General features: G+C 62.9%; 22 protein-coding genes. 10 read left to right on the forward strand and 12 right to left on the reverse strand.

Annotation, left to right across the window (positions count from 1 at the left end; all coding sequences use genetic code 11):
- Nucleotides 1-15: 15 nt before the first annotated feature.
- Both PQU89_RS03355 and rpe read right to left on the reverse strand, forming a co-directional pair.
- Nucleotides 16-744, reverse strand: coding sequence for an SDR family NAD(P)-dependent oxidoreductase (locus PQU89_RS03355; protein WP_272764610.1), 729 nt, complete (start codon nucleotides 742-744; stop codon nucleotides 16-18).
- Nucleotides 741-1,427 carry a ribulose-phosphate 3-epimerase gene (gene rpe / locus PQU89_RS03360; protein WP_272764611.1) on the reverse strand — a complete coding sequence of 229 codons (687 nt, stop codon included), beginning with the start codon at nucleotides 1,425-1,427 and terminating at the stop codon, nucleotides 741-743. Before rpe ends, PQU89_RS03355 begins: the two co-directional genes overlap by 4 nt.
- Nucleotides 1,428-1,568: 141 nt before the next feature.
- Here rpe and apaG point away from each other — a divergent pair, with 141 nt between their 5' ends.
- The 3 genes from apaG to PQU89_RS03375 all read left to right on the forward strand — a co-directional run bounded on the left by apaG (nucleotide 1,569) and on the right by PQU89_RS03375 (nucleotide 4,639).
- The gene (gene apaG, locus PQU89_RS03365; protein WP_272764612.1) at nucleotides 1,569-1,946 is read left to right on the forward strand and encodes a Co2+/Mg2+ efflux facilitator ApaG/CorD; all 378 of its coding nucleotides are present in this window, start codon (nucleotides 1,569-1,571) and stop codon (nucleotides 1,944-1,946) included.
- Nucleotides 1,947-1,993: 47 nt separating this feature from the next.
- Nucleotides 1,994-3,787, forward strand: coding sequence for an ABCB family ABC transporter ATP-binding protein/permease (locus tag PQU89_RS03370; RefSeq protein ID WP_272764613.1), 1,794 nt, complete (start codon nucleotides 1,994-1,996; stop codon nucleotides 3,785-3,787).
- Between the two features lie 87 nt (nucleotides 3,788-3,874).
- Nucleotides 3,875-4,639: a substrate-binding periplasmic protein gene (locus PQU89_RS03375; protein WP_272764614.1), complete on the forward strand. Its 765-nt coding sequence runs from the start codon at nucleotides 3,875-3,877 to the stop codon at nucleotides 4,637-4,639.
- Between the two features lie 34 nt (nucleotides 4,640-4,673).
- Here PQU89_RS03375 and PQU89_RS03380 read toward each other — a convergent pair whose 3' ends face one another.
- From PQU89_RS03380 to PQU89_RS03400, 5 genes are all read right to left on the reverse strand, one after another.
- The gene (locus tag PQU89_RS03380) at nucleotides 4,674-5,387 is read right to left on the reverse strand and encodes a 3'-5' exonuclease (RefSeq protein ID WP_272764615.1); all 714 of its coding nucleotides are present in this window, start codon (nucleotides 5,385-5,387) and stop codon (nucleotides 4,674-4,676) included.
- A complete protein-coding gene (locus PQU89_RS03385; RefSeq protein WP_272764616.1) occupies nucleotides 5,384-7,285 on the reverse strand; it encodes a DUF294 nucleotidyltransferase-like domain-containing protein in 1,902 nt (633 codons plus the stop codon). The genes PQU89_RS03380 and PQU89_RS03385 overlap by 4 nt, the downstream gene beginning before the upstream one ends.
- A 72-nt stretch (nucleotides 7,286-7,357) precedes the next feature.
- Nucleotides 7,358-9,319 (reverse strand): acetate--CoA ligase, encoded by a 1,962-nt coding sequence (acs, locus tag PQU89_RS03390; RefSeq protein WP_272764617.1) that lies wholly within the window; start codon nucleotides 9,317-9,319, stop codon nucleotides 7,358-7,360.
- A gap of 559 nt (nucleotides 9,320-9,878) precedes the next feature.
- Nucleotides 9,879-10,493 (reverse strand): UPF0149 family protein, encoded by a 615-nt coding sequence (locus PQU89_RS03395; RefSeq protein WP_272764618.1) that lies wholly within the window; start codon nucleotides 10,491-10,493, stop codon nucleotides 9,879-9,881.
- Between the two features lie 63 nt (nucleotides 10,494-10,556).
- Complete coding sequence (locus PQU89_RS03400; protein ID WP_272764619.1) at nucleotides 10,557-10,970, reverse strand: hypothetical protein; 414 nt, start codon at nucleotides 10,968-10,970, stop codon at nucleotides 10,557-10,559.
- An 83-nt stretch (nucleotides 10,971-11,053) separates the two neighbouring features.
- On the opposite strand from PQU89_RS03400, the gene PQU89_RS03405 reads away from it, so the two are divergent.
- Nucleotides 11,054-11,965 carry a pseudouridine synthase gene (locus PQU89_RS03405; protein ID WP_272764620.1) on the forward strand — a complete coding sequence of 304 codons (912 nt, stop codon included), beginning with the start codon at nucleotides 11,054-11,056 and terminating at the stop codon, nucleotides 11,963-11,965.
- Nucleotides 11,966-12,047: 82 nt separating this feature from the next.
- On the opposite strand, the gene PQU89_RS03410 is transcribed toward PQU89_RS03405, so the two are convergent.
- Both PQU89_RS03410 and PQU89_RS03415 read right to left on the reverse strand, forming a co-directional pair.
- Nucleotides 12,048-12,902, reverse strand: a complete 855-nt coding sequence (locus PQU89_RS03410; RefSeq protein WP_272764621.1) for a 23S rRNA (adenine(2030)-N(6))-methyltransferase RlmJ — start codon at nucleotides 12,900-12,902, stop codon at nucleotides 12,048-12,050.
- A 98-nt stretch (nucleotides 12,903-13,000) separates the two neighbouring features.
- On the reverse strand, nucleotides 13,001-13,762 hold the full coding sequence (locus PQU89_RS03415) for a pseudouridine synthase (protein ID WP_272764622.1): 762 nt from the start codon (nucleotides 13,760-13,762) through the stop codon (nucleotides 13,001-13,003).
- 148 nt (nucleotides 13,763-13,910) lie between these two features.
- Between PQU89_RS03415 and PQU89_RS03420 the strand changes: the two genes are divergently transcribed.
- Nucleotides 13,911-15,731 carry a gamma-glutamyltransferase family protein gene (locus PQU89_RS03420; protein ID WP_272764623.1) on the forward strand — a complete coding sequence of 607 codons (1,821 nt, stop codon included), beginning with the start codon at nucleotides 13,911-13,913 and terminating at the stop codon, nucleotides 15,729-15,731.
- 750 nt (nucleotides 15,732-16,481) lie between these two features.
- Here the strand turns inward: PQU89_RS03420 and PQU89_RS03425 are convergent.
- A complete protein-coding gene (locus PQU89_RS03425; RefSeq protein ID WP_272764624.1) occupies nucleotides 16,482-16,859 on the reverse strand; it encodes a hypothetical protein in 378 nt (125 codons plus the stop codon).
- 117 nt (nucleotides 16,860-16,976) lie between these two features.
- Here PQU89_RS03425 and PQU89_RS03430 point away from each other — a divergent pair, with 117 nt between their 5' ends.
- Entirely contained in the window at nucleotides 16,977-17,216 is a 240-nt protein-coding gene (locus PQU89_RS03430; RefSeq protein WP_272764625.1) for a phage integrase N-terminal SAM-like domain-containing protein, read from the forward strand.
- A gap of 3 nt (nucleotides 17,217-17,219) precedes the next feature.
- Nucleotides 17,220-17,966 (forward strand): integron integrase, encoded by a 747-nt coding sequence (locus PQU89_RS03435; RefSeq protein ID WP_272764626.1) that lies wholly within the window; start codon nucleotides 17,220-17,222, stop codon nucleotides 17,964-17,966.
- Nucleotides 17,967-18,246: 280 nt separating this feature from the next.
- Here PQU89_RS03435 and PQU89_RS03440 read toward each other — a convergent pair whose 3' ends face one another.
- The gene (locus PQU89_RS03440; protein WP_272764627.1) at nucleotides 18,247-19,287 is read right to left on the reverse strand and encodes a zinc-dependent alcohol dehydrogenase family protein; all 1,041 of its coding nucleotides are present in this window, start codon (nucleotides 19,285-19,287) and stop codon (nucleotides 18,247-18,249) included.
- A 134-nt stretch (nucleotides 19,288-19,421) separates the two neighbouring features.
- Here PQU89_RS03440 and PQU89_RS03445 point away from each other — a divergent pair, with 134 nt between their 5' ends.
- Nucleotides 19,422-19,901, forward strand: coding sequence for an Lrp/AsnC family transcriptional regulator (locus PQU89_RS03445; RefSeq protein ID WP_272764628.1), 480 nt, complete (start codon nucleotides 19,422-19,424; stop codon nucleotides 19,899-19,901).
- A 416-nt stretch (nucleotides 19,902-20,317) separates the two neighbouring features.
- Here PQU89_RS03445 and PQU89_RS03450 read toward each other — a convergent pair whose 3' ends face one another.
- Nucleotides 20,318-20,692: a hypothetical protein gene (locus PQU89_RS03450; protein ID WP_272764629.1), complete on the reverse strand. Its 375-nt coding sequence runs from the start codon at nucleotides 20,690-20,692 to the stop codon at nucleotides 20,318-20,320.
- 619 nt (nucleotides 20,693-21,311) lie between these two features.
- On the opposite strand from PQU89_RS03450, the gene PQU89_RS03455 reads away from it, so the two are divergent.
- Both PQU89_RS03455 and PQU89_RS03460 read left to right on the forward strand, forming a co-directional pair.
- Nucleotides 21,312-21,605 (forward strand): transposase, encoded by a 294-nt coding sequence (locus tag PQU89_RS03455; RefSeq protein ID WP_272764630.1) that lies wholly within the window; start codon nucleotides 21,312-21,314, stop codon nucleotides 21,603-21,605.
- Complete coding sequence (locus PQU89_RS03460) at nucleotides 21,602-22,468, forward strand: IS3 family transposase (protein ID WP_272764631.1); 867 nt, start codon at nucleotides 21,602-21,604, stop codon at nucleotides 22,466-22,468. Before PQU89_RS03455 ends, PQU89_RS03460 begins: the two co-directional genes overlap by 4 nt.
- The last annotated feature ends 260 nt before the right edge of the window (nucleotides 22,469-22,728 follow it).

Raw genomic sequence — 22,728 nt, forward strand, 5'->3', positions numbered from 1 at the left:
TTTTGTTAGCGGCGCCTACAGCTGGCGGATGTCCAGCACCGGCACGCTGCCGAACGCCGCGCTGTGCAGGTAGGTGACAATCGCGGCGGCGGCTGCGGCGGGCGAAGTCAGCTGGCCGTCGGCTTTCAGCGCGTCGAAACGTGGCTTACCGGGGAACTGCGCCGGATCGGCGGCGCGGATCTCGCCCTGCATGCCGGTGTCGATCACGCCGGGATACAGCGACACCGCCAGCAGCGGGCGGGCGGCGCTTTGCTGCTCGGCGGCCAGGGTACGGGTGAAGTGGTCTATGCCGGCCTTGGTGGCGCAGTACACACTCCAGCCGGGGTAGGGGTTGGCCGCGGCGCCGGAGGAGATGTTCAGCACGCGGCGGACGCCGCCGTGGCCGGCGCTGTGCGCGACAAAGGCGTCGCACAGCAGTAGCGGCGCGGTCAGGTTCAGCGCGATCGCCTGTTCCGTCGCGCCGGGCGGATAGGCGCCGACCTGCGCGATCGGTTGCACCGTGCCGGCGTTGTTGATCAGCGTCAGGCTGTCGCAGTCGCCCAGTGCCGCCAGCGCCCGTTCCATGACTAGCGGCAGCAGGCTGCTGTCGGCCAGGTCGGCGTCCAGCGTGATCAGCTGCGGGTGTTCCGGCAGCGCGCTGCAGTCGCGCGCGACGGCGACCACGCGGCCACCGTCACGCAACAGCTGCGCGACCAGCGCCGCGCCCAGCCCGCGCGAGGCGCCGGTGACGACGTAGCCGTTCACTTGCGGCCAACCTTGGCCAGTTCGGCGCGCATCGCGTCGATCACCGCCTTGTAGTCCGGCTGGCCGTAGATGGCGCTGCCGGCGACAAAGGTGTCGGCACCGGCGGCGGCGATCTCGGCGATGTTGTCGACCTTGACGCCACCGTCCACCTCCAGCCAGATCTCGCCGCCGTGCTTGGCGGTGTACTCGTCGATGCGCTGGCGTACCGCGCGCACCTTGTCCAGCGTCTGCGGAATGAAGCGCTGGCCGCCGAAGCCGGGGTTGACCGACATCAGCAGGATCATGTCCAGCTTGTCCATCACGTGGTCGAGGTGCGACAGCGAGGTGGCCGGGTTCAGCACCAGGCCGGCCTTGCAGCCGGCGTCCTTGATCAGGCCGAGGGTGCGGTCGATGTGGTGCGACGCTTCCGGATGGAAGGTGATGATGTCGGCGCCGGCCTTGGCGAAGCTGGCGGCCAGCGCGTCGACCGGGGTCACCATCAGGTGCACGTCGATCGGGGCGGTGGTGTGCGGACGGATCGCCTCGCACACCAGCGGGCCGATGGTCAGGTTCGGCACATAGTGGTTGTCCATCACGTCGAAGTGGATGATGTCGGCGCCGGCGGCGATCACGTTGCGGACTTCCTCGCCCAGACGGGCAAAATCGGCGGACAGCAGGGACGGGGCAATTCGGAATTGGCTCATGGCTTTATACGGGGCGGGGCTGGAAATGCCCGTCATTGTACGACATTGCTCCGCCGGACGGCGACGCGTGCGCCGGATCGGCGCTACAATCGGGCTTTGCTGCCGGGCGTGTTGCCCTGCACCATGCCGGAACCGCCACCCATGAACGACGACTACCAGATCACGGTCGAGGCCGAAGCCTTCTACCAGCAGCAATACTCCAACGCCGAAGCCGGCCAGTACGTGTTTGCCTACCGCATCACGCTGCGCAACACCGGGCGCCAGCCGGCCAAGCTGCTGTCGCGGCACTGGATCATCACCGACGCCAACAACGACGTGCAGGAAGTGCGCGGCATGGGCGTGGTCGGCGAGCATCCGCACCTGGAGCCGGGCGAGAGCTACAGCTATACCAGCGGCTCCACGCTGCGCACTCCCTACGGCAGCATGCAGGGCAGCTATCAGATGCAGGCCGACGACGGTACACGCTTCGAGGCGCCGATTCCGGAGTTCCACCTGATCGCGCCGCGCACCCTGCACTGAGACACCGCCACTCCCGTACCTACCCTGTATCTACCAAGACCAGCCGAATGCGACCAGCCGCCCATAGCAATACCCCGCCCCCGACCGACCGGGATGACCTGAAAACGCTGAAAACCCTGCTGCCCTATCTGTGGAGCTTCAAGTGGCGGGTGCTGTTCGCGCTGTCCTGCCTGGTGTCGGCCAAGATCGCCGGCGTGATCACGCCGCTGTTCCTGAAGGACATCGTCGACCAGCTGTCGATCCCGGCCACGCTGCTGGCGGTACCGGTGCTGGCCCTGGTCGGCTACGGTTTCGCGCGGCTGGTGTCCAGCGTGCTGGGCGAATTGCGCGACGCGATCTTTGCGCGGGTGATCCAGGGCGCGGTGCGCTCGGTGGCGCGTTCGGTATTCGCGCACCTGTTCCGGCTGTCGCTGCGCTTCCACCTGGAGCGCCAGACCGGCGGCATGAGCCGCGACATCGAGCGCGGCACCAAGGGTATCGGTTTTCTGCTCAATTTCACCGTGTTCAACATCCTGCCGACGCTGGTGGAGATCGCACTGGTACTGGGCATCCTGCTGTACCGCTACAACGTGTGGTTCGCGGTGGTGACGCTGTCCACCATCGCCATCTACATCGCCTTTACGCTGACCATCACCGAGTGGCGCACCGTGTTCCGCCGCACCATGAACGACCTCGACTCCAAGGCCAACAGCAAGGCGGTGGACGCGCTGATCAACTACGAGACGGTGAAGTACTTCGGCAACGAGCGCTACGAGACCGAGCGCTACGACGGCAATCTGGCGTCGTGGGAGCGCTCCGCGATCAAGAACCAGGTGTCGCTGTCGATGCTCAACGCCGGCCAGGGCGTGATCATCGCCACCGGCGTGACGCTGATCATGTGGCTGGCGGCGCGCGGCGTGGTCAGCCGCGAGATGACCGTCGGCGACGTGGTGCTGGTGGCCACCTTCATTACCCAGCTGTGGGCGCCGCTGCACTTCCTCGGCTTCGTCTACCGCGAGATCAAGCACTCGCTGGCCGACATGGAGCGCATGTTCACGCTGCTGAACGTCGGCGCCGAGGTCGATGACCATCCCGCCGCGCAAACGTTGGCCGCAAAGCAGGTGGCGATCCGCTTCGACAGTATCGGCTTCGGCTACGACGCCAAGCGCCAGATCCTGCACGACGTCAGCTTCGACATTCCCGCCGGCCACACCGTGGCGGTGGTCGGTGCCAGCGGCGCCGGCAAGTCGACGCTGTCGCGGCTGCTGTTCCGCTTTTACGATGTCGGCAGCGGCGCGATCCGCTTCAACGGCACCGACATCCGCGAGCTGACGCAGGACAGCCTGCGCGCACACATCGGCATCGTGCCGCAGGACACGGTGCTGTTCAACGACAGCATCTACTACAACATCGCCTACGGCCGCCCCGGCGCCAGCCGCGAGGAGGTGATCGAGGCGGCGAAATCGGCGCACATCCACGACTTCGTGATGAGCCTGCCGGACGGCTACGATACCACCGTCGGCGAGCGCGGCCTGAAGCTGTCCGGCGGCGAGAAGCAGCGGGTGGCGATTGCGCGCACCATCCTGAAAAATCCGCCGGTGCTGATCTTCGACGAGGCCACCAGCGCGCTGGATTCACGCACGGAGAAGGCGATCCAGACCGAGCTGTTCGACATCGCGGCCAACCGCACCACGCTGATCATCGCGCACCGGCTGTCCACCATCGCCGATGCCGACACCATCATCGTGATGGAGGGCGGCCGCATCATCGAGCGCGGCCACCATCGTCAGCTGCTGGCTGCCGGCGGCCGTTACGCCGAAATGTGGCGTCTACAGCAGGAAAGCGAGCTGGTGGAAGGCTGAGGTGGGGGCGCCGATAGGCGGACCGGCGACGAGGTTGTGTTGTATAATACGAATGGAATAAAAACTTAAACAATCCAGGCTATTGTCATGAATCGACTGCGAATGGCGGTATGGATGTTGCTGGCCGGGGCGCCCGCCCTGGTCGTGGCCAAGAGTTCGACACCAATCGAGCTGCTGTTCGCCGCCGAGGACGACTGGTATCCCTATTCCGGCGTCCGCGATGGCCAGGCTGCCGGCCTGACCATCGACATCATGCGTGCCATCTACCAGCAAAAAGGCGTGGTGGTGCGCTTCCAGCCGCTGTCCTACAGCCGCTGCATGGAAGTGGCGCGCACGGCCCGCTATGCCGGCTGCTTCACCACCTCGCGCAACGACTTCTACGAACCCTACTACCGCTACGCGCAGCTGCCGCTGCTGGAAGGGCAGATCCGCATCTACAGCCGCAGCAACCGTCCGGAGCACGATCTCGACATGAAGTCGCTGGAAGGGCAGGAAGTCGGCGTGGTGCTCAGCTACGGCTACGGCAAGGAGTTCGATGCCAATGCCGCGATCCGCAAGGAGTACTCCACCCGCGAGGTCAACGCCTTCCGCAAGCTGAAAGCGGGGCGTATCCCCTACGTGGTGGCGTGGGAGGGCACCGTCAACCACATGCTGCGGCAGAACCCTGAGCTGCGCGGCTGGGTGAAGCCGGTGGGCCAGCTGGCGCCGGGGCCAGTGTACGTGTCGTTCTCCAGGGCGCACCCCGATGTCGAGCGCCTGGTCAGCCGCTTTGACGAAGGCATGGCGCAGCTGCGCAAGAGCGGCCAGTTGCGACAGCTGGAAAGCCGCTGGCAGACCAATAGCGGCGAGTAGGGCCCGCACCACGATTAAATAACAGGCTCTGGCCCTACCAGCTGTTGCGGCGGCGCAGGCTCTCGCTGGCGGCCAGCGCCTGCGGCGTGTCGATACCGCGTTCTGCCGCCCGTTGCAGCGCCACCTGCAGCAATTGCGCCGTCGCCAGACAGTCCGAGATCGCGTTGTGGCGCTGGAAGTTCTCGATGCCAAAAGTATCCAGCCACTCGTCCAGCGCCACCGTGTTGCAGTAGCGGTCCGGAAACAGCGCCGGCATCAACCACGCCAGATCCAGCCACTTCGGCTGGTAGCGGATCCCCAGAAAGCGGCGCATCGCCTGCGCGATCATCGCCTGGTCGAAATAGGCGTGGTAGGCCACCAGCGGCGTGCGGCCGCTGTATTCCAGAAAGCGCAGCAGCGCCTCCGCCGGCTCCAGTCCTTCTCGCTGTTCCGAGCCGCTGATGCCGTGGATCAGGATGTTCTCGGTGGAGGACACCGTGTCCTGGCGCAGCACCGTCTCGAAGGCGTCGGCGGGATTGATCACGCCGCGATCGAGTGCCACCGCGCCGATGGAGATCAGGTGGTCGCGGCGTATCTGCAGGCCGCTGGCCTCGACATCGACCACCAGATAGCGCGTGCTGCGGCTGTCCTGCTGCCAGTCGTGTGCCGGCAGCGCCTGCCAGTGCCGCAGCCGCTGTTGCTGCTCGTCGCTGAGCCGCGGCTTGCTGTCAGGGCGGAAACGGTCCAGCCAGCCACTCAGCCAGTTCATAGTTGGTACATCACCTTCAGTTTCTGCTGCAGTTTGCGCGCCTGGCGGAACGACTCCTTCAGGATGCGGCGGTCGAGCGGGTTCAGCTTGTCCGGCTGGATCAGGTTGTCGCCGGGGCGGCCGTGCTCGTCTTCCAGATGCTGGTGACGCAGGCGCAGCATCTGGATGAAGTTGAAGGCGTCGATGATGGCGGCGGTTTCCTCCGGCGCCGAGCCGGTCTGTTTCGCCGCGCGCTCCAGCCGCTTGATGGTGCTGCTGGCGGCGATGCCCTTGGCCAGCGCCAGCACGCGCGCGGCGTCGACGAACAGCCGCGCCGCCGATTTTTTCAGGTCGATGTAGCCGCCCTGGCCGTGGTACTCCTCGGTGCTGAAGTCGCGCAGCAGGCCCAGCGGCGGTGCCACCGCCAGCGCGTTGCCGGCCAGCATGCGCTGGAACACGCTGTTGTCCTGGCTCAGCGCGAGCAGGCGCTTGTGCAGCTGGTTGGCGAGGTAGCGCTTGCCGTACAGCGGGCGGAAATCGAAGAAGATCGACGCGTTGAGCAGCGCCACCGGGTCCGGGGCGCGGATCCAGCGCGCGAACTTTTCCTGCCACTCTTCCAGCGTCAGGCACCACTCCGGATTGCCGGCCATGATGTTGCCCTTGCACAACGGGAAGCCACAGCGGTCGAGGTCGGCGTTCACGTCGCGGGCAAAATCCAGCAGCCGCATGCTGAGCTGGTCCTTGTCCATCGCCTCCGGGCACAGGTAGATGATGCCGTTATCCTGATCGGTGCTGAAGGTCTGCTCCTCGCGTCCTTCGGAGCCGAACGACAGCCACGCCCAGTCGACGCCGTACAGGTCGTGCTGCTGCAGGTTTAGCTCGATCACGCGGCGGGTGATGCCGTCGTTGAGCGCGGAGATGAACTGCGTCAGCTGCTCGGCACCGACGCCCTGGCCCAGCATGTTCATGGTGAACTGGCGCAGGTCGCGGCCAACCTGTTGCAGGGTGGCGATGTCGGCGGCGGTTTCCACCGCGTAGCGCAGCTGGCGCAGGCCGACACGCTGCATGGCAAACAGGTCGCGCTCCGAAATCACGCCCAGTACCAGATTGTCGTCGTCGACCGCCAGCACGTGGCGGATGCCGTGCATCGCCATCGCCAGCGCCGCGTCGTAGGCGGTGGCATCCTGCGGCAGGGTGTGCGGCTTGCGCGACATCACCTGCGAGATCGGGCAGTCCAGCGCCAGCTTCGGCAGCACCACCCGTTTCAGCACGTCGGACTGGGTGAAGATGCCCTGTGCGACACCGCTCTCGCTGACGATGACGATGGAGCCGACGCCGGTTTCGCCCATCAGCGTCAGCACCGCTTCCAGCGGGTCGTCGGCGCGGGCGGTGACTGGTGGCCGCTTGCACAGTTCGTGCAGCTTGGTCGCCATCGACTGCTGTTCCAGCGCCCGTTGCGAGAACTGCGCCTGCATCTGCTTGCGCGACTGGCTGAGCAGGGTGGAAATATGGCTGGCGCAGAAGCGGTTGAACACCGGGCTGATCAGCAGCAGCTGCTGGAAGTCCTGGTTGTCCAGCTGGTAGCAGAACACGTCATCCACGGCGCTGTAGGTGCAGATGGTGGCGCGCTGGCCGCTGGCGGCGCCGATCGGGAAACACTCGCCGCTGCTGATGATCACGTTGCCGGAGGCGCTCTCGCCGTCCTCGCGCGACAGCACCTTGCCGCGCTGCACCACGTAGAAATGCGGCGGCGGCCCCATGTCGGGGGTCAGGATCAGGCTGTCTTTCGGGTAGTAGGCGAGCTTGGCGTGCTGGCCGAGGAAGGCCAGTGCCGCGTCTTCCATGCGGTCGAACGGCGAGTGCTTGCGCAGGAATTCAACGGTGGCGCTGACCAGTGTCGCGTTGGCGGTACGGCTCATGGGACGGTTCCCGTCTGGCGTAAAAACGCCCCGGCAGGGCCGGGGCGACTTCAGTTGCGCAGGGTGCGAGGCTTACTGCGGTTCTTGCAGCTGTTGCAGGATCTGCGGGTTTTCCAGCGTCGACACGTCCTGGGTGATTTCCTCGCCCTTGGCGATCGAGCGCAGCAGACGGCGCATGATCTTGCCGGAGCGGGTCTTCGGCAGGTTCTCCCCGAAGCGGATGTCGTCCGGCTGTGCGATCTTGCCGATCTCGTGGGCTACCCAGGCCTTCAGCTCGGCGGCGACTTTCTTCGCCTCTTCGCCGACCGGGCGCTCGCCCTTCAGGACCACGAAGGCCACCACTGCTTCGCCCTTCACCTCGTGCGGTTTGCCGACCACCGCGGCTTCCGCCACCAGCGGGTTGGCCACCAGCGCCGATTCGATTTCCATGGTGCCCAGACGGTGACCGGACACGTTCAGCACGTCATCGACGCGGCCCATGATCCAGAAGTAACCGTCCTGGTCGCGGTTGGCGGAGTCGCCGGCGAGGTAGTACTGGCCGTTGAATTCTTCAGGGAAGTAGGTCTTCTTGAAGCGGTCGGCGTCGTTCCAGATGGTGCGTACCAGCGATGGGAACGGCTTCTTGATTACCAGGAAACCGCCCTTGCCGGCATCGACCGGGCCGCCGGCTTCATCGACGATGTCGGCGATGATGCCTGGCAGCGGCAGGGTGCACGAACCCGGCTTGGTGGCCACCGCGCCCGGCATCGGAGCGATCATATGGCTGCCGGTTTCGGTCTGCCACCAGGTGTCGACGATAGGGCAACGGCCGCCGCCAACCACTTCGTGGTACCACATCCACGCTTCCGGGTTGATCGGTTCGCCCACGGTACCAAGCAGGCGCAGGCTGGACAGGTCGAACTGTTTCGGCAGGTCAGCACCCAGCTTGATCAGCGAGCGGATCGCGGTCGGCGCGGTGTAGAAAATGCTGACCTTGTGCGCTTCGATCATGCGCCAGAAGCGGGCGGCATCTGGGTAGGTCGGCACGCCTTCAAAGATGATCTGGGTGGCGCCGAAGGCCAGCGGGCCGTAGGCGACATAGCTGTGACCGGTGATCCAGCCCACGTCGGCGGTGCACCAGAACACGTCGTCGTCCTTGGCGTCGAAGGTCCAACGGTAGCTGTTCAGTGCGCCCAGCAGGTAGCCGGCGCTGCTGTGCTGGATGCCCTTCGGTTTGCCGGTGGAGCCGGAGGTGTACAGGATGAACAGCGGGTCTTCCGCGTTCATGGTCACCGGCGGGCAGTCGGTGGACTGGCTGGCGGTCAGCTCGTGCCACCAGATGTCGCGCTCGCCCCAGGCTACCTGGCCGTTGGTGCGCTGCAGGACCACCACTTTTTCCACCGATTCGCAGCCGCCCAGCGTCAGCGCCTCGTCGACGGTGGCTTTCAGTGGGATCTGCTTGCCGCCGCGCACGCTTTCGTTGGCGGTGATCACGATCTTGGCACCGGCATCCTGGATGCGGTCGCGCACGGCGCCGGCGGAGAAGCCGCCGAACACCACCGAGTGGATGGCGCCGATACGGGCGCAGGCCTGCATCGCCACCACCGCGTCCGCCACCATCGGCATGTACACCACCACGCGGTCACCCTTGGTGACGCCCAGCGATTTCAGGCCGTTGGCGAAGCGCGACACGCGCTCGTGCAGCTGCTGGTAAGTGATGTTTTCGACGTTGCCGTCATCGGCTTCGAAGATGATCGCGGTCTTGTTGCCCTTGGTGGCCAGGTGACGGTCGATGCAGTTGTAGGAAACGTTCAGCTCGCCATCGGCAAACCACTTGAAGAACGGCGCATTGCTGTCATCCAGCACGGTGGTGAACGGCTTGCTCCAGGTCAGCAGCTCGCGTGCCAGATTGCCCCAGAAGCCGGCGTAGTCCGCTTCGGCAAGTGCGGCTTGGGCGTTGTAGGCTTCCATGCCGGACAGGGTGGCCTTGGTACGGAAAGCGTCGGAAGGAGGGAAGCTGCGGGTTTCTTTGAGCACGGATTCGATTGCTGACATCGTTGGTTTCCTTTTGCTTTGCAGAGTGAGGTCGAGCGGGTGAGGCTGTTTGTTCGACGCGTCGGGTCAGTCGTACTTGTTATGGCCCTGAAAACAGTGTGGGCTTGTCATGGCTTCAGAATGTACGAAAGCGGACGGCGGCTGACCAATCGCAAATTCTGATAGCAAAAATCAACCCGAGCGATGTTGCACTGCAAAAAACGATATTTATCAGTAGCTTGCGTTAGAGTTTTTGCTATTTTCCCACTGTCGGCGTGGCGTGAAAATAGTGCGCGGCGGGTGCTGGCGGGCTGTTGTTTTTGTGGGGTGCTGGCGTGGTGCGGTGGCGAACGTGCCGGTAACGGGGCGGCTGCGGGGCAAAAATGGCGGTGTCGAGCCAGGGTTGGCCGCACGGCGCTGCGGCGGCCACCATCGCGGCGGCATGTGGCAGGGTGCCGCCGGCCGGCGCGGAGCGATGATGCGCTGCAGCGGTGGCCGGCGTATGGGGCAGGGGCGGGACAGCATGAAAACGGCCGCGGCGGCGGGTGCCGGGCGGCCTGGATGGTAGCGGCGGGCGTGCTCAGTCGTCGTTGGCGTCGCTTTCCGCGTCTTCCATTTCCTGGCGCAGGGCGGCGAAAAAGCGGTAGATCTGCGCCACCGAGGCCGAGATCTCGCCCAGCCATTCCGCTTTCTGCTCGGCGCTGGCGCCGTCGAGGAAGGGGCGCATTTCCGGGTCGGGATGGTGCTCGAACGCCAGCGCCATGATCGGCGCCAGCGCGCCGGCGGCCTCGGCATCGTCAAACAGCAGCGTCCAGTCGTCGTACAGGATCTGCATGCCTTCGCTGAAGCCCTCGGCCCAGTCGTTGCCGTGCACCACGCCGTGTTCGTCGGCGTCCAGCCACGGGTAGAAGTCTTCGCCGTTGGCCAGTGTGCGCGCGATTTCCAGCCAGTGGCCCATCACCTGTGTCACGAACTTCTCCAGCACCTTGGGAGAGGCGAAGGCGGCCTCGTCATCGAAGGCGGCGCCGAGGATGGTCGGCAGGCAGTCGACCGGCTTGATCGCCTCCGGCCCGGCGTGCAGCGCCGCGAAAAAGCCGTCCAGCTTTTCCAGCGACATCGCGCCCTGTGGTGCCAGCCGGCTCAGGGTTTCGCCCAGGCGCTGGTAGTCTTGTTCGGTCATCGGTTTGAATTTCATGGTCTGGCCTTGGCGGTAAGCGGTAGGGGCGGCGTGCGGCCAACGTTGGCCGCAGGACAGCGATCAGGGCGGCAGCGGCCGGCCCGGCTTGGTGGACAAGTGGTAGTGTTCCATCAGCACCTGGTGCGCCTGCTCGGCGACGTTGCGCAGCGCTTCGCCGCGCGGGTGGTCGGCGAACTGCAGGCTATCGTCCAAGCTGCGTAGCGCACGGCGGGCGGCGGTGCACAGGTCGACGGCGATGGCGTAGTCGGTGAGGCTCAGTACGCGGCCGTTGCGGATCTTGCGGAAATAGACGCCGCTCATCTGCGCGTATTTCTCGGCCAGCGGCTGCGCGGCGAGGCCGTCGTCGGCCAGCAAGCTGTCCAGTAGCGACCACACCGCGTTGACGGTGACATCGGCACGCGCCAGGCGTTTGGCCAGCTGCGCGTTTTCTTCCTTGTTCGGCTTGGCGGCGGCCGGTTTCTTCTTTACAGCCATGTTTCTGCGCTTTCGCGATGCGGTGAAGCCGGCATTTTAACGCGCCTGCTGCCAACTGGCGCGCATCGCCTTACAATCGCGCGATGAATCAACGTGTTTCCCCCATTTCCGAGCGCGCCGGCGTGGCGCCGAGCTTCCTGCAGCTGCCGGCCGGCGCCTGGCCGGACCTGCTCAGTTTCTTGGTCGCACACTTCGCGCACATCCCCGCCGCGGTGTGGCGCGCGCGGCTGCAGAACGGCGAGGTGTTCGATCACCAGGGCCGCCCGCACCGCCTCGACAGCCCGTATCCGGCCAACCGCCGCATCTGGTATTACCGCGAGGTGCCGGACGAGGTGGCGGTGCCGTTTGCGGCCAAGGTACTGTACCGCGACGAACGCTTGCTGGTCGCCGACAAGCCGCACTTTCTCGCCTGCATTCCCGGCGGCCGCCACCTGCGCGAGACGCTGCTCGGCCGCCTGCGCCGCGAGCTGGACTTGCCGCAGCTGACGCCGATCCACCGTCTCGACCGTGAAACCGCCGGCGTGATGCTGTTCTGCATCGATCCGGCGCACCGCGCCGCCTACCAGGGCCTGTTCCAGACGCGCGAGGTGCGCAAGACCTACGAGGCGATCGCGCCGTGGCGCGACGATCTCGCGCTGCCGCTGGTACACCGCAGCCGCCTGCTGGAGCGCGACAACTGCTTCCGGATGCACGAGGTGGCGGGCGAGGCCAACAGCGAGACGCGCGTTGAGCTGATCGCCCGTGCCGGCGCACTGGCGCACTACCGGCTGTCGCCGCTGACCGGGCGAAAGCACCAGCTGCGCGCGCACCTGACCGCGCTGAGCATCCCCATCGTCAACGACCCGTGGTATCCGGCGCTGCTGCCGGACAAGGCGGTGGACGATTTCAGCCAGCCGCTGCAATTGCTGGCGCGCAGCATCGCCTTCACCGACCCAGTGAGCGGCGAAGCGCGTCAGTTCAGCAGCGAACGCCGGCTGTTGCTGGCGCCGGACTGAGGTCGCGCCGTCTGGCCGTCAAAGGTTGGCCGCAAGCAAATGGCCCTGCGTGTGCAGGGCCATTTTTATGCCAGCCGGAGGATTAACCCTGGCTGTTCTCGCGGTATTCCACGCTGTGCCACGCCCCCTTGTCCACCGCCAGCGCCGCGGTCAGCCACGGCAGTGTGTCGTTCAGCGTCGCTTGCAGTGTCCACGGCGGGTTGACGATGAACATGCCGCTGCCGTGCATGCCGAAGCCTTCCTTCGACGGCGTGCGCACCGTCAGCGTCACGTCCAGCCAGCTCTGGCACGGCAGCGCCTTCAGCTGCGCCACCATGTCCTTGATCTCCGGCCGCTGCAGCAGCGGGTACCAGATGGCGTAGGCGCCGGTGGCGAAGCGCTTCAGCGATTCCTGCATCGCGTTCACCACTCGCTGGTAGTCGCCCTTGTCCTCGTACGGCGGATCGATCAGCACCAGCGCGCGGCGCGGCGGCGGCGGCAGGATGGATTTCAGCGCCTCGAAGCCGTTGTTTTTCTCCACCTTGATGCGGCGACCGGCGTCGGCGAAGCACTCGCCCAGCAGCTGGAAATCGCTGGGGTGCAGCTCGAACAGGCGCAGCTTCTCGCTGCGGTTCATGGTCTCGGCGGCGAACCACGGCGAGCCGGGATAGTGGCGCAACTCACCGTCCGGGTTGATGCTGCGCACCACCTCCAGATAGCGCGCCACCGCCGGCGGCAGATCGTCGCGCTGCCACAGCCGCGCTACGCCATCGACGTATTCGGCGGTCTTGGTGGCGTAGCCCTCGGTCAGGCTGTAGGCACCGGCACCGGCGTGGGTGTCGATGTACCAGAACGGCTTATCCTTCTGGCCGAGGTAGTCGATGATCTGCACCTGGATCAGGTGTTTCAGCACGTCGGCGTGGTTGCCGGCGTGAAAGGCGTGGCGATAGCTAAGCATGGCGGTCGTTCGGACAAAATAGCCGCACATTGTAGCGCAAATCGCCGCCGATCCCGCGGCCTTGCGGCCAGGGTTGGCCGCAAGACTGTCCCGTGGCGTCAGTCACTGCCAGCGCTGGCGTCGCCCAGCCACGCCGCCGACAGTGCCTCGGCCCAGCCCAGCTCGTGCACTAGCCGCGCAAAGTCACCGCTAACGGGCGCGGTGATGGTCAGCGCCTCGCCGCTGTGCGGATGGCGGATGCTCAGCTCCACCGCGTGCAGCAGCATGCGGCCAACGTTGAATTGCTGCTGGAAGAAGCGGTTGTGCACGCCCTTGCCATGGGTGGCATCGCCGATGATCGGGTGCGCGATGTGCTTTAGGTGACGGCGCAGCTGGTGGCGGCGGCCGGTTTCCGGCATCAGCTGCAGCAGCGCGTAGCGGCTTTGTGGATAGCGGTCCACGGCGTAGGGCAGGGTGCAGTGCGCCAGCGTGCGGTAGCGGGTGAACGCTGGCTGCGCATTCAGCTGCGCGTTGCCGTGCACGTACTCGCGCTCGTCCGGCTGGCGGGTGATGGCGTGGTCGATGTCGCCGCTGTCGGCCGGGTGGCCGCGCACCACCGCGAGGTAGGTCTTGGCCGGCTGTTTGGCGGCGAAATCCTGGTTCAGCAGCCGCGCGCTGTCGCTGTCCAGCGCGAACAGCAGCACGCCGCTGGTGCCGCGATCCAGCCGGTGCACCGGAAACACCTGCTGCCCGATCTGGTCGCGCAGCAATTGCACTGCGAAGCGGGTTTCGCGACGGTCGATCTCGCTGCGGTGCACCAGCAGGCCGGACGGCTTGTCGATGGCGATCAGGTGCTGGTCACGATAGAGGATGGTGAGCATGGGCGGGGCCGGCGGCAAAAGCGCGCATTCTAACAGCGCCGCCGCGGCCACGCCGTGCCGATTGGCCGCCACGCCGTGCACGCCGGTTTTCCATTTGGCATGGCATGTGCTATGGCTATAGTTCCCGCCGCCTGACAAGGACCCCACCATGAGCGCCCGTCTGTCCACCGTTGCCCTGTCGCTGCTGCTGGCCGCCTGTGCCGCCACGCCGCCATCGTTCACCTACAGCCCGCTGCCACCGCAGCCGGAAGCCGCCTCCGGCTATCAGGACAAGCCGGGCTGGGCCACCAGACAGTACGCGGTGGCCGCCGCCAACCCGCTGGCCACCGACGCCGGCCGCCAGGTGCTGGCCGCCGGCGGCAGCGCGCTGGATGCTGCCATCGCGGTGCAGATGGTGCTGGGGCTGGTGGAGCCGCAAAGCAGCGGCATCGGCGGCGGCGCCTTCCTGCTGTACTACGACGGCAAGCAGGTCAGCGCCTATGACGGTCGCGAGACCGCACCGGCCGCCGCCGACGAGACGCTGTTCCTCGGCGCCGACGGCAAGCCGCTGGCATTCAACGATGCGGTGGTCGGCGGCCGCTCGGTCGGCGTGCCCGGCGTGGTGGCGATGCTGGAGCTGGCGCACCGCGAGCAGGGCAAGTTGCCGTGGACGGACCTGTTCCAGCCGGCGATCCGCCTCGCCGAGCAGGGCTTCGCCATCAGCCCGCGGCTGCATACGCTGCTGAAGTCCGACGCCTTCCTGAAGCAGGACCCGGTGGCCGCCGCCTACTTCTATCAGGCCAGCGGCGAGCCGTATCCGGTCGGCCACCGGCTGCGCAACCAGCCCTATGCCGATGTGCTGCGCCAGATCGCCGAGCGCGGCAGCAAGGCGCTGCTGCAGGGCACGGTGGCGCAGGCCATCGTCGCCAAAGTGCAGGGACACGCGGCCAACCCCGGCAAGCTGACGCTGGCCGATCTCGCCGCCTACCGGCCGAAGAAGCGTGACGCGCTGTGCAGCGACTACCGCGCCGCCAGCCGCGACTACCGCCTGTGCGGCTTCCCGCCACCGAGCAGCGGCGCCATCGCTATCAGCCAGATCCTCGGCATATTGAACAACACCGCCGCCGCCGGCCTGCCGCTGTCCGCCGGCGCAGACGGCAAGCCGCTGCCATCGCCGCAGTGGCTGCACCTGTACAGCGAAGCGTCGCGGCTGGCGTTTGCCGATCGTGCCAAGTACGTCGGCGATCCGGACTTCGTGCCAGCGCCCGGCGGCAGCTGGCAGACCATGCTGGCGCCCGGCTACCTAGCGGCGCGGGCCAGGCTGATCGGCGACAACAGCATGAAGACGGCGCAACCGGGCCAGCCCGGCGCCATAGCGCTGGCGCTGGGCATCGCCGCGCCGCAGCCGGAGTACGGCACCAGCCACATCAGCATCGTCGATGCCGACGGCCACGCGCTGAGCATGACCACCACCATCGAGGCGCAGTTCGGCGCGCGGCAGATGGTGAACCCGTCTGGCAAGGGTAGTGGCGGCTTCCTGCTCAATAACGAGCTGACCGACTTCAACTTCGCCCCCAACGACGCCGCCGGCCTGCCCACCGCCAACCGCGTGCAGCCGGGCAAGCGCCCGCGCAGCTCGATGAGCCCGACGCTGGTGTTCGACAAGGCCAGCGGCCAGTTGCTGATCAGCGGCGGCAGCCCCGGCGGCGCGCTGATCATCCACTACACCGCCAAGACGCTGTACGGCATGCTCAACTGGGGGCTGAACGCGCAGCAGGCGATCAACCTGCCCAACTTCGGCGCCACCGGCGCACCGACGCTGCTGGAAGAAAAACGCTTCCCGGCCGACACCGTGCAGTGGCTGCAGGCGCACGGGCATGAAGTGCGCGAAACCGACATGACCAGCGGCCTGCAGGCCATCGGCCGCACGGCGGATGGCTACTTCGGCGGCGCCGACCCGCGCCGCGAAGGCGTGGTGATGGGGGAGTAGGGCGCAATCCCCGGAAAACTCAGCCAAACAAGCGGCCAACCCTAGGCAAGGTTGGCCGCTTTTTTTGGGGGGTTGTTTTATGCGCTTGAAACCGGCGGGGGAGCATTTGTCGCCCGGATAAGGCGAAGCCGCATCCGGGGATTCACCAACGTTGGCCGCAAGGAAAAACGTGAGCGAAGGCGATGACCTCAATGCGCCACGGGATTGATTCTTGTGCGGTGGGCAAATCCCCGGATGCGCTTAGGCTTATCCGGGCTACTTGCTGCAAAAACCAAAACCGCACCAACGCGCCCATTCCTGTTGGCGCAAGCCGTGCACACTGTCGCCAGCCCGGAAACAAGCCGCCCTCTTTTGAGCGCAGCGGATGGGCGGCGCCGGGATGGCGGCGGTTTGCACGGGAATTCTTGCGCCTTCGGGAGAGCGGGGATTGAAAAGGGGGATGCGGTATCCCCCTTTCCCGCCGCCGCGCGGAAAGCGGCAGATAAAAAATATCCGCGTAGCGGATGCCCCAGACAAAACAAGGTTGGCCGCAAACCTGTTACGGCTTGCGGCCAACCTTTTCATTCAATCGCGGTAACCGTTGGGCCTCGCAGGCTCAGCCCAACCTACTGTGCTTCCGATATCGACCCAAAGCAGTCGATGCCTTCATGAAAAAGCGGATACTAACGTTGGAGGTAACGTGCAGCCGGAATGCCGCAGACATGGAGGGAACCCAAAGCGCAGCTTTGGGCCGTCACGTTGACCGAAAGGTTATGCACCTGCGTCGATGGAGACAGTTTCTTTATTTGCATACGACCCCTCGTGCGTAATCAGATTAGGAATTGCCGAGATTTTAAGTGCCAAATTTTCAGTAATTGCGCACGATGGAATGGCTAAGCGCCTATAGCAGCGACTACTTTCATTCCAATCAAATACATAAAGCCCTTGAGCTGCAAAGTCATCCCAGACGGTGAAGGTGCCAAAATTTGAGGACTCTAGTGAATCTGAAATTGCATCGTACGCCATGTGGTTCTCAATCACTATTTTTGGAATATCACCAAAGCCTGCCGTAGAGAACAACGCAATTGCGCCAAATTCATCTTTGGCGAACCAATCAAACTCTCGTCCTGTGAGATCAGCGTGTGACATGAAGTGGTGCATAACGTGAAATATACACCTTTGCAGGTGTATATTTGGTTTGTCTGTGTGTATAACTATGTATGATATGCGCATTTATCATTGTTTTACAAGCCATTGGGGTTGCCAATGCCTGAAAGTACACAGCCGGATGGGACTGCCGCGCCACTCTTGCTCGATGTGTTGCGCGAGACGCTGCGAGTCAGGCATTACAGCCTGCGCACCGAGCAGCAATACGTCAATTGGGTACGGCGCTTTTTGCGCTTTCACCATCATCGGCACCCTCGCGAGATGGGGGCTGCGGAGGTCAGTAGCTTTCTCACCCATCTGGCTGTTGAAGGTCAGGTGTCTGCATCCACGCAAAATTAAGCATTGTCTGCGCTTCTGTTCCTCTATCGTGATGTGCTGATGCTGAACTTGCCCTGGCTAGATGAGGTTGTTCGGGCCAGACCGTCCAGGCATCTGCCAGTCGTTCTGACGCGACAGGAGGCCACGGCACTGTTGGCGCAGGTCGATGGGCTGTACGCGCTGCAGCTGCGTTTGCTATACGGCACCGGCATGCGGCTGATGGAGTGCATGCGCCTGCGGGTCAAAGACATCGACTTCGGGCGTGGCGAAATTCTGATCCGCGATGGCAAGGGGGCGAAAGACAGAGTGACAATGTTGCCTCAGAGCCTGGTGGCACCACTACAGGCCCATCTGCAGCGGCGGCGCGCCATCCACGAGGCAGACTTGCAGGCCGGAATGGCTGATGTGTTTTTACCCGATGCGCTGGCACGAAAATACCCGCATGCCGGGCAGGAATGGGGCTGGCAATATGTGTTTGTCACCACTGGTTATGTGCGCGACCCGCGCTCTGGCGCACAACGGCGGCACCATCAGGATGAAAAGCTACTGCAGCGAGCGATGAAGCGGGCGGTAACTGCTGCCGGGATTGCCAAGCTGGCCACACCGCATACGCTACGCCACAGCTTTGCCACCCATCTGCTTGAATCCGGCTACGATATTCGCACGGTGCAGGAGCTACTGGGCCACGCGGATGTCAGCACCACGATGATTTATACCCATGTACTGAACAAGGGAGGCTGGGGCGTGAGCAGTCCGCTGGATAGCCTGTGAGCGCATTATTTGTCGTGCCGGAAGGCACGCGACGATATTCTAATGTCGGCTTTGCTGCAGCTAGCTGCCAATGACATCGATGTTATCGACAGGCAGCTTTGGCCGAGGATCTGCCGGAATACCCACCAGACCGGTAGTAGTGTCGCCTGAGCTGTCTCGGAAGCCCATCATGAGCAATGGCTGCTTTCATACTGGAAAGCAGCCATTGCTGTCGCGGGCAAACAAGGGCGATTCAAAACGCAGTTACGAGCACCCTTCGCGTTGATGTATCGCACGCATCTCAGAACTCCGTGACGACTGTCACGCCTGCAACTTCGAATTTGTCCATATTCATCAGCACATCAATCGACTGCTCAAGATTGATCGTCCGACCGATGAGCTTTTCCGGTGCCAACTTGCCCGATTTCATCATTGCAAACATGGCGTCATAGCGGTGTGCCTGCATGCCATGGCTGCCCAGGATTTCAAGTTCGTGCGCGATGACCTTGCTCATCGGAATGGCCGGGGTGCTGTGCTCTCCCAGCATGAGGCCGACCTGGACATGCTTGCCGCGTTTGCGCAAGTTGCTGACCGAATTGAAACAGGTGACAGGGTGCCCGAGTGCATCCAGGGACACATGCGCACCGCCCCGGGTGATTTCCAGCACGGCTTCGACCACGTTGGTCACTTTTGCGGCGTTGACCGTGGCAACCGCACCGAGGGCGCGGGCGAGATCGAGCTTGTCTTCCGAAATATCAATGGCGATGACATTCGCGCCAATGGCATGGGCAATCATGATGGCGGACAGGCCGACGCCACCGCAGCCATGCACCGCTACCCACTGGCCGGCCGAGGTCTTGCCCTGATCCACCACCGCGCGGAATGAGGTGACAAAGCGGCACCCCAGGCTGGCCGCGGTGGCGAAGTCCAGCGTTTCCGGCAAGGACACCAGATTGATGTCCGCCTGATGAATCGACACGAACTCGGCAAATGATCCCCAGTGGGTGAAGCCGGGCTGAAACTGATGGTCGCAGACCTGATGGTTGCCGGAGTGGCATTCGGGGCAATGACCGCATCCGGCCACAAACGGAACGGTGACCCGGTCGCCCACCCGCCATTTTGTCACCTGCTTGTCCACCGCCTCCACGACGCCCGAGAACTCATGCCCCGGTACATGGGGCAGGCGAATGTCCGGGTCATGACCGACCCAGCCATGCCAGTCGCTGCGGCAAACACCGGTCGCCATGACCTTGATGACCACCCCGCCGGATTCCGGCGTCGGGTCAGGGACAGTCGTTAGTTGCGGCGGGGCAGCAAAGGATTCATAGACAACAGCTTTCATGAGCGGCTCCTGTGTTGAAGTATCCCTTCATTGTGAAGCATTACCGTGAATTTACCTTTCTATTTGCTATTGGAATAACAGGGAATATGAAATAGCATTTCACCAGTGAAAACGGATTGAAAGGTTGTTTCGCCATGACCGCGCTCGACAAAGTGGACATTGCCATTGCCGACCGGCTGCAACAGGATGGCCGGCTGTCCAATGCCCGGCTTGCCGAACAGCTCGCCCTAAGCGAAGCCTCCTGCTGGCGGCGCCAAAAGCGGCTGGAAGAGATGGGGGTGATCGAAGGCTATAAAGCGATACTGAACCGACGCAAGCTCGGGATCGGTGTGATGGCCTTTGTACAGATCGTCTGTACGCAGCACAGCGAGGAGGTCACTGCCGCGTTCGAGAGGATCATCCAGGCCAGCCCCAATGTGCTCGCTTGTCACAACACAACCGGCGAGGCCGACTTTCTGTTGCAGGTAGTTGCCAGGGATCTCGATGATTACAGCCGTTTTGTCGAGAAAGTGCTGAGGAAATTGCCGGGTGTATTGAGTATCCGTACGAATATTTCATTGAGGGAAATGAAAGTGATGAACAAGCTACCGATTACGGATATTGAACTAGGCTAGATACACTCAGAATTTTACCGACAGGATTATGGTAAATCGCTCCTGGACTGCTGGTTGCGTTAATGATTGCTTTAGCAGCGGAAGCAGCTATTTCTCGCCAAAAGTCCGGGTGACTGCTTTGGCCGACGACCAGCCACTACTCCAGGTGGGAAGGCAGTTGGTCGGCCTTAGCGGTTACTGGGATGCGCCCTGAGAAACGTCAGCAATCTGCCTGCTAGCAGCCCGTGGCGAAACAACCAGCCTGAATGACTACTTTCCTCCGCGGCATATGGCCGAACTCGACCCTGAGCGGAAGTAGCCTACGTTGGAATGCCGCCGGTCAGGAGCTTAGAGCTAACGGGTAGCAGTGCTGCAGAGCAGTCACTGAAGAGTACAGTGAGGCAGAAACTCGTAAGCGTGACCGTTTGGATAAATTGCTAGTCGGCAGCAGCAAGATAAAATAGCACCTTGCGTGCGACTACTAGGACGTCTCCAAAGTCACCGACAATGCGACATCCACTAGGCTGCACGACTGAAATACTATCGATGCAGCCATAATCAACGCTACCTTCTGCGTCTATTGCAGGTTTTACTGCATCTTGCCGTAGCAAACCTTGAACAGAAGACACACCTGAAAACTGGATAATACCTGGTCTATAGCAAGCCCAGTCCCCATGAGTAGGTGTAGATGCAGCTGAGTGAGTTCGTTGAAGGCTAGCCAAAACATAAAAGGTTAGCGACTCATGACCACGATGCCAAGCAAGAACAAACGTGTCCTCAAGAAGAATGTTGGAAAGCACGTCAATGTTCATCGGATGGCCTTGACGACACGACAATCACCAGTGAACGTGAGTCAATATCGATGCAAGAATCCCCAGGGAAGTAATCGAAATGATTGTGAGAACCTGATGCTGCATCTGAGTCAAAGTCGAACCACGAAGCAAAATTTTGAAGATTTTCGTCAGCAGCAGATATAACCAGAGTATGGTTCTCTACCGACACCTTCGTCGGGCCGCTACCCCGAATAATGTGTAGTTCGCGTAACGCTCTTGTGTATGGACTAGGGTCACACTCAGAATTTGCCAAATGAGTAAGCGTAGTTTCATTACCACCGACCAAGGCGTGGATTGCTTCAAAAATTTGCTGTAGCTCTGCTATAGAGCCTGAAAGTTCAAGCTCAAGGTCAGACTCTAAAATTTTAATCAATCTGACAACCTATTCTTATGACATGCATGTCAAAGTGGCTGTCACTGGCTGTTTACTTGTACATGACTGTACGTTCCAGTGACTGCATTATGGCGAAGCTGGCGAGTGACTGTTCTTGGCCGTCAGCTATCATGCTAGCACAATAGCATGATAGCATGACTGGTCTGTCCCGCCCCCTGTGGACACTAACTTAAGGTGGATAATCACCACCAAGGAGCAGTGTTCATGACCAAGACCAGACGTACTTTTCCGGAGTCCCTCAAGCGCGAAGCGGTTGAGCAGGTGCACGCCGGGACACCTTTACGGCATGTTGCCCAAGCCTTCGACATTACCGAGTCACTGCTGGGTAAGTGGAAACGTCAGTTCCAAGATGCCGGACCTGATGCTTTCCCGGGCCGAGGCAAACAGAGCGGCGAAACCGCCGAGCTGAAACGACTGCGTGACGAACTGGCTCGCGTCACCATGGAGCGCGATGTCCTAAAAAAGGCGCTCGTCATCTTCTCGCAACCCACGAAGTGAGATTACGCGCGATTCAGGCACTGTCGGGCCGCTACCCGGTGGCACCGATGTGCCAACTGTTTCGCGTGTCCTGCAGTGGCTACTACGCATGGCTACACCGCACCCCTTCGGCGCGAGAGATGGCAAACCGACAACTACTGCGTGAGATTCGCTTGGTTCATGCTGAGGTCAATGGCATCTATGGCCATCGGCGCATTCATGCCGAACTACTAGCGCAGGGTTTCGCCTGCGGGCGGCATCGCATCGCGGGCTTGATGCGGCGAAACGGTATCCGAGTCAGAACCCGTAAACGTTGGCGACCCGTGAGTGGCGGCCAACATCTTCTCCCCGTAGCGCCCAATCTGTTACAGCGACAATTCGCTGCTGGTGACGTCAATCAGCGTTGGGTGTCGGATATGACCTATATCCGGACCGGTGAAGGGTGGCTGTACCTGGCGGTGGTACTCGACTTGTACTCCCGGGCAATCGTCGGCTGGGCCATGCATCACCGAATGCAGCAAGAACTGGTGCATGCCGCCCTGACGATGGCGGTGGCGCGTCGCAAGCCTGCTGGGGAGGTGATTCTGCATTCGGACCGGGGGAGTCAGTACTGTGCCTTTGACTACCAGGCACTACTGAAACGGCATGGGATGGTACCGAGTCACTCCCGCGCCGGGAACTGCTGGGATAATGCGGCGATGGAAAGCTTCTTCCGTTCGCTGAAGTCAGAGCGGGTTTATTTGACCCACTACCGAAGCTACGAGGAGGCACGTACAGATGTGTTTGATTACATCCGCTTTTACAATCACCAACGACGTCATTCGACCCTGGGGTATTTGACCCCGGTTGAATTCGAACGCCGTCGTTCAGTGCTTAGTGCTTAACCCGCTGTCCACGGGGAGCGGGACAGACCAGACAACGTGCTTCGGTTGAGCCACTCGCGTAGGGCCTACGCCCCAAGGCGGCCAATCACGCTTTTGGTCAGAGGGCATTCAGGAGCGCCGGAATTCACCGGATTGGCACGACTTGGCTCGACAGGTCCGGTGGAATGATGAGTTAGGAGGCGGCGTCCTCTAGGCATCAGTAGGGGCTGTAGTAAAATATGCGATGAAGACCAAATAGTCGTTCACTGGAACACTCCGTG

Source organism: Vogesella indigofera (assembly GCF_028548395.1).
Lineage (GTDB): Bacteria > Pseudomonadota > Gammaproteobacteria > Burkholderiales > Chromobacteriaceae > Vogesella > Vogesella indigofera_A.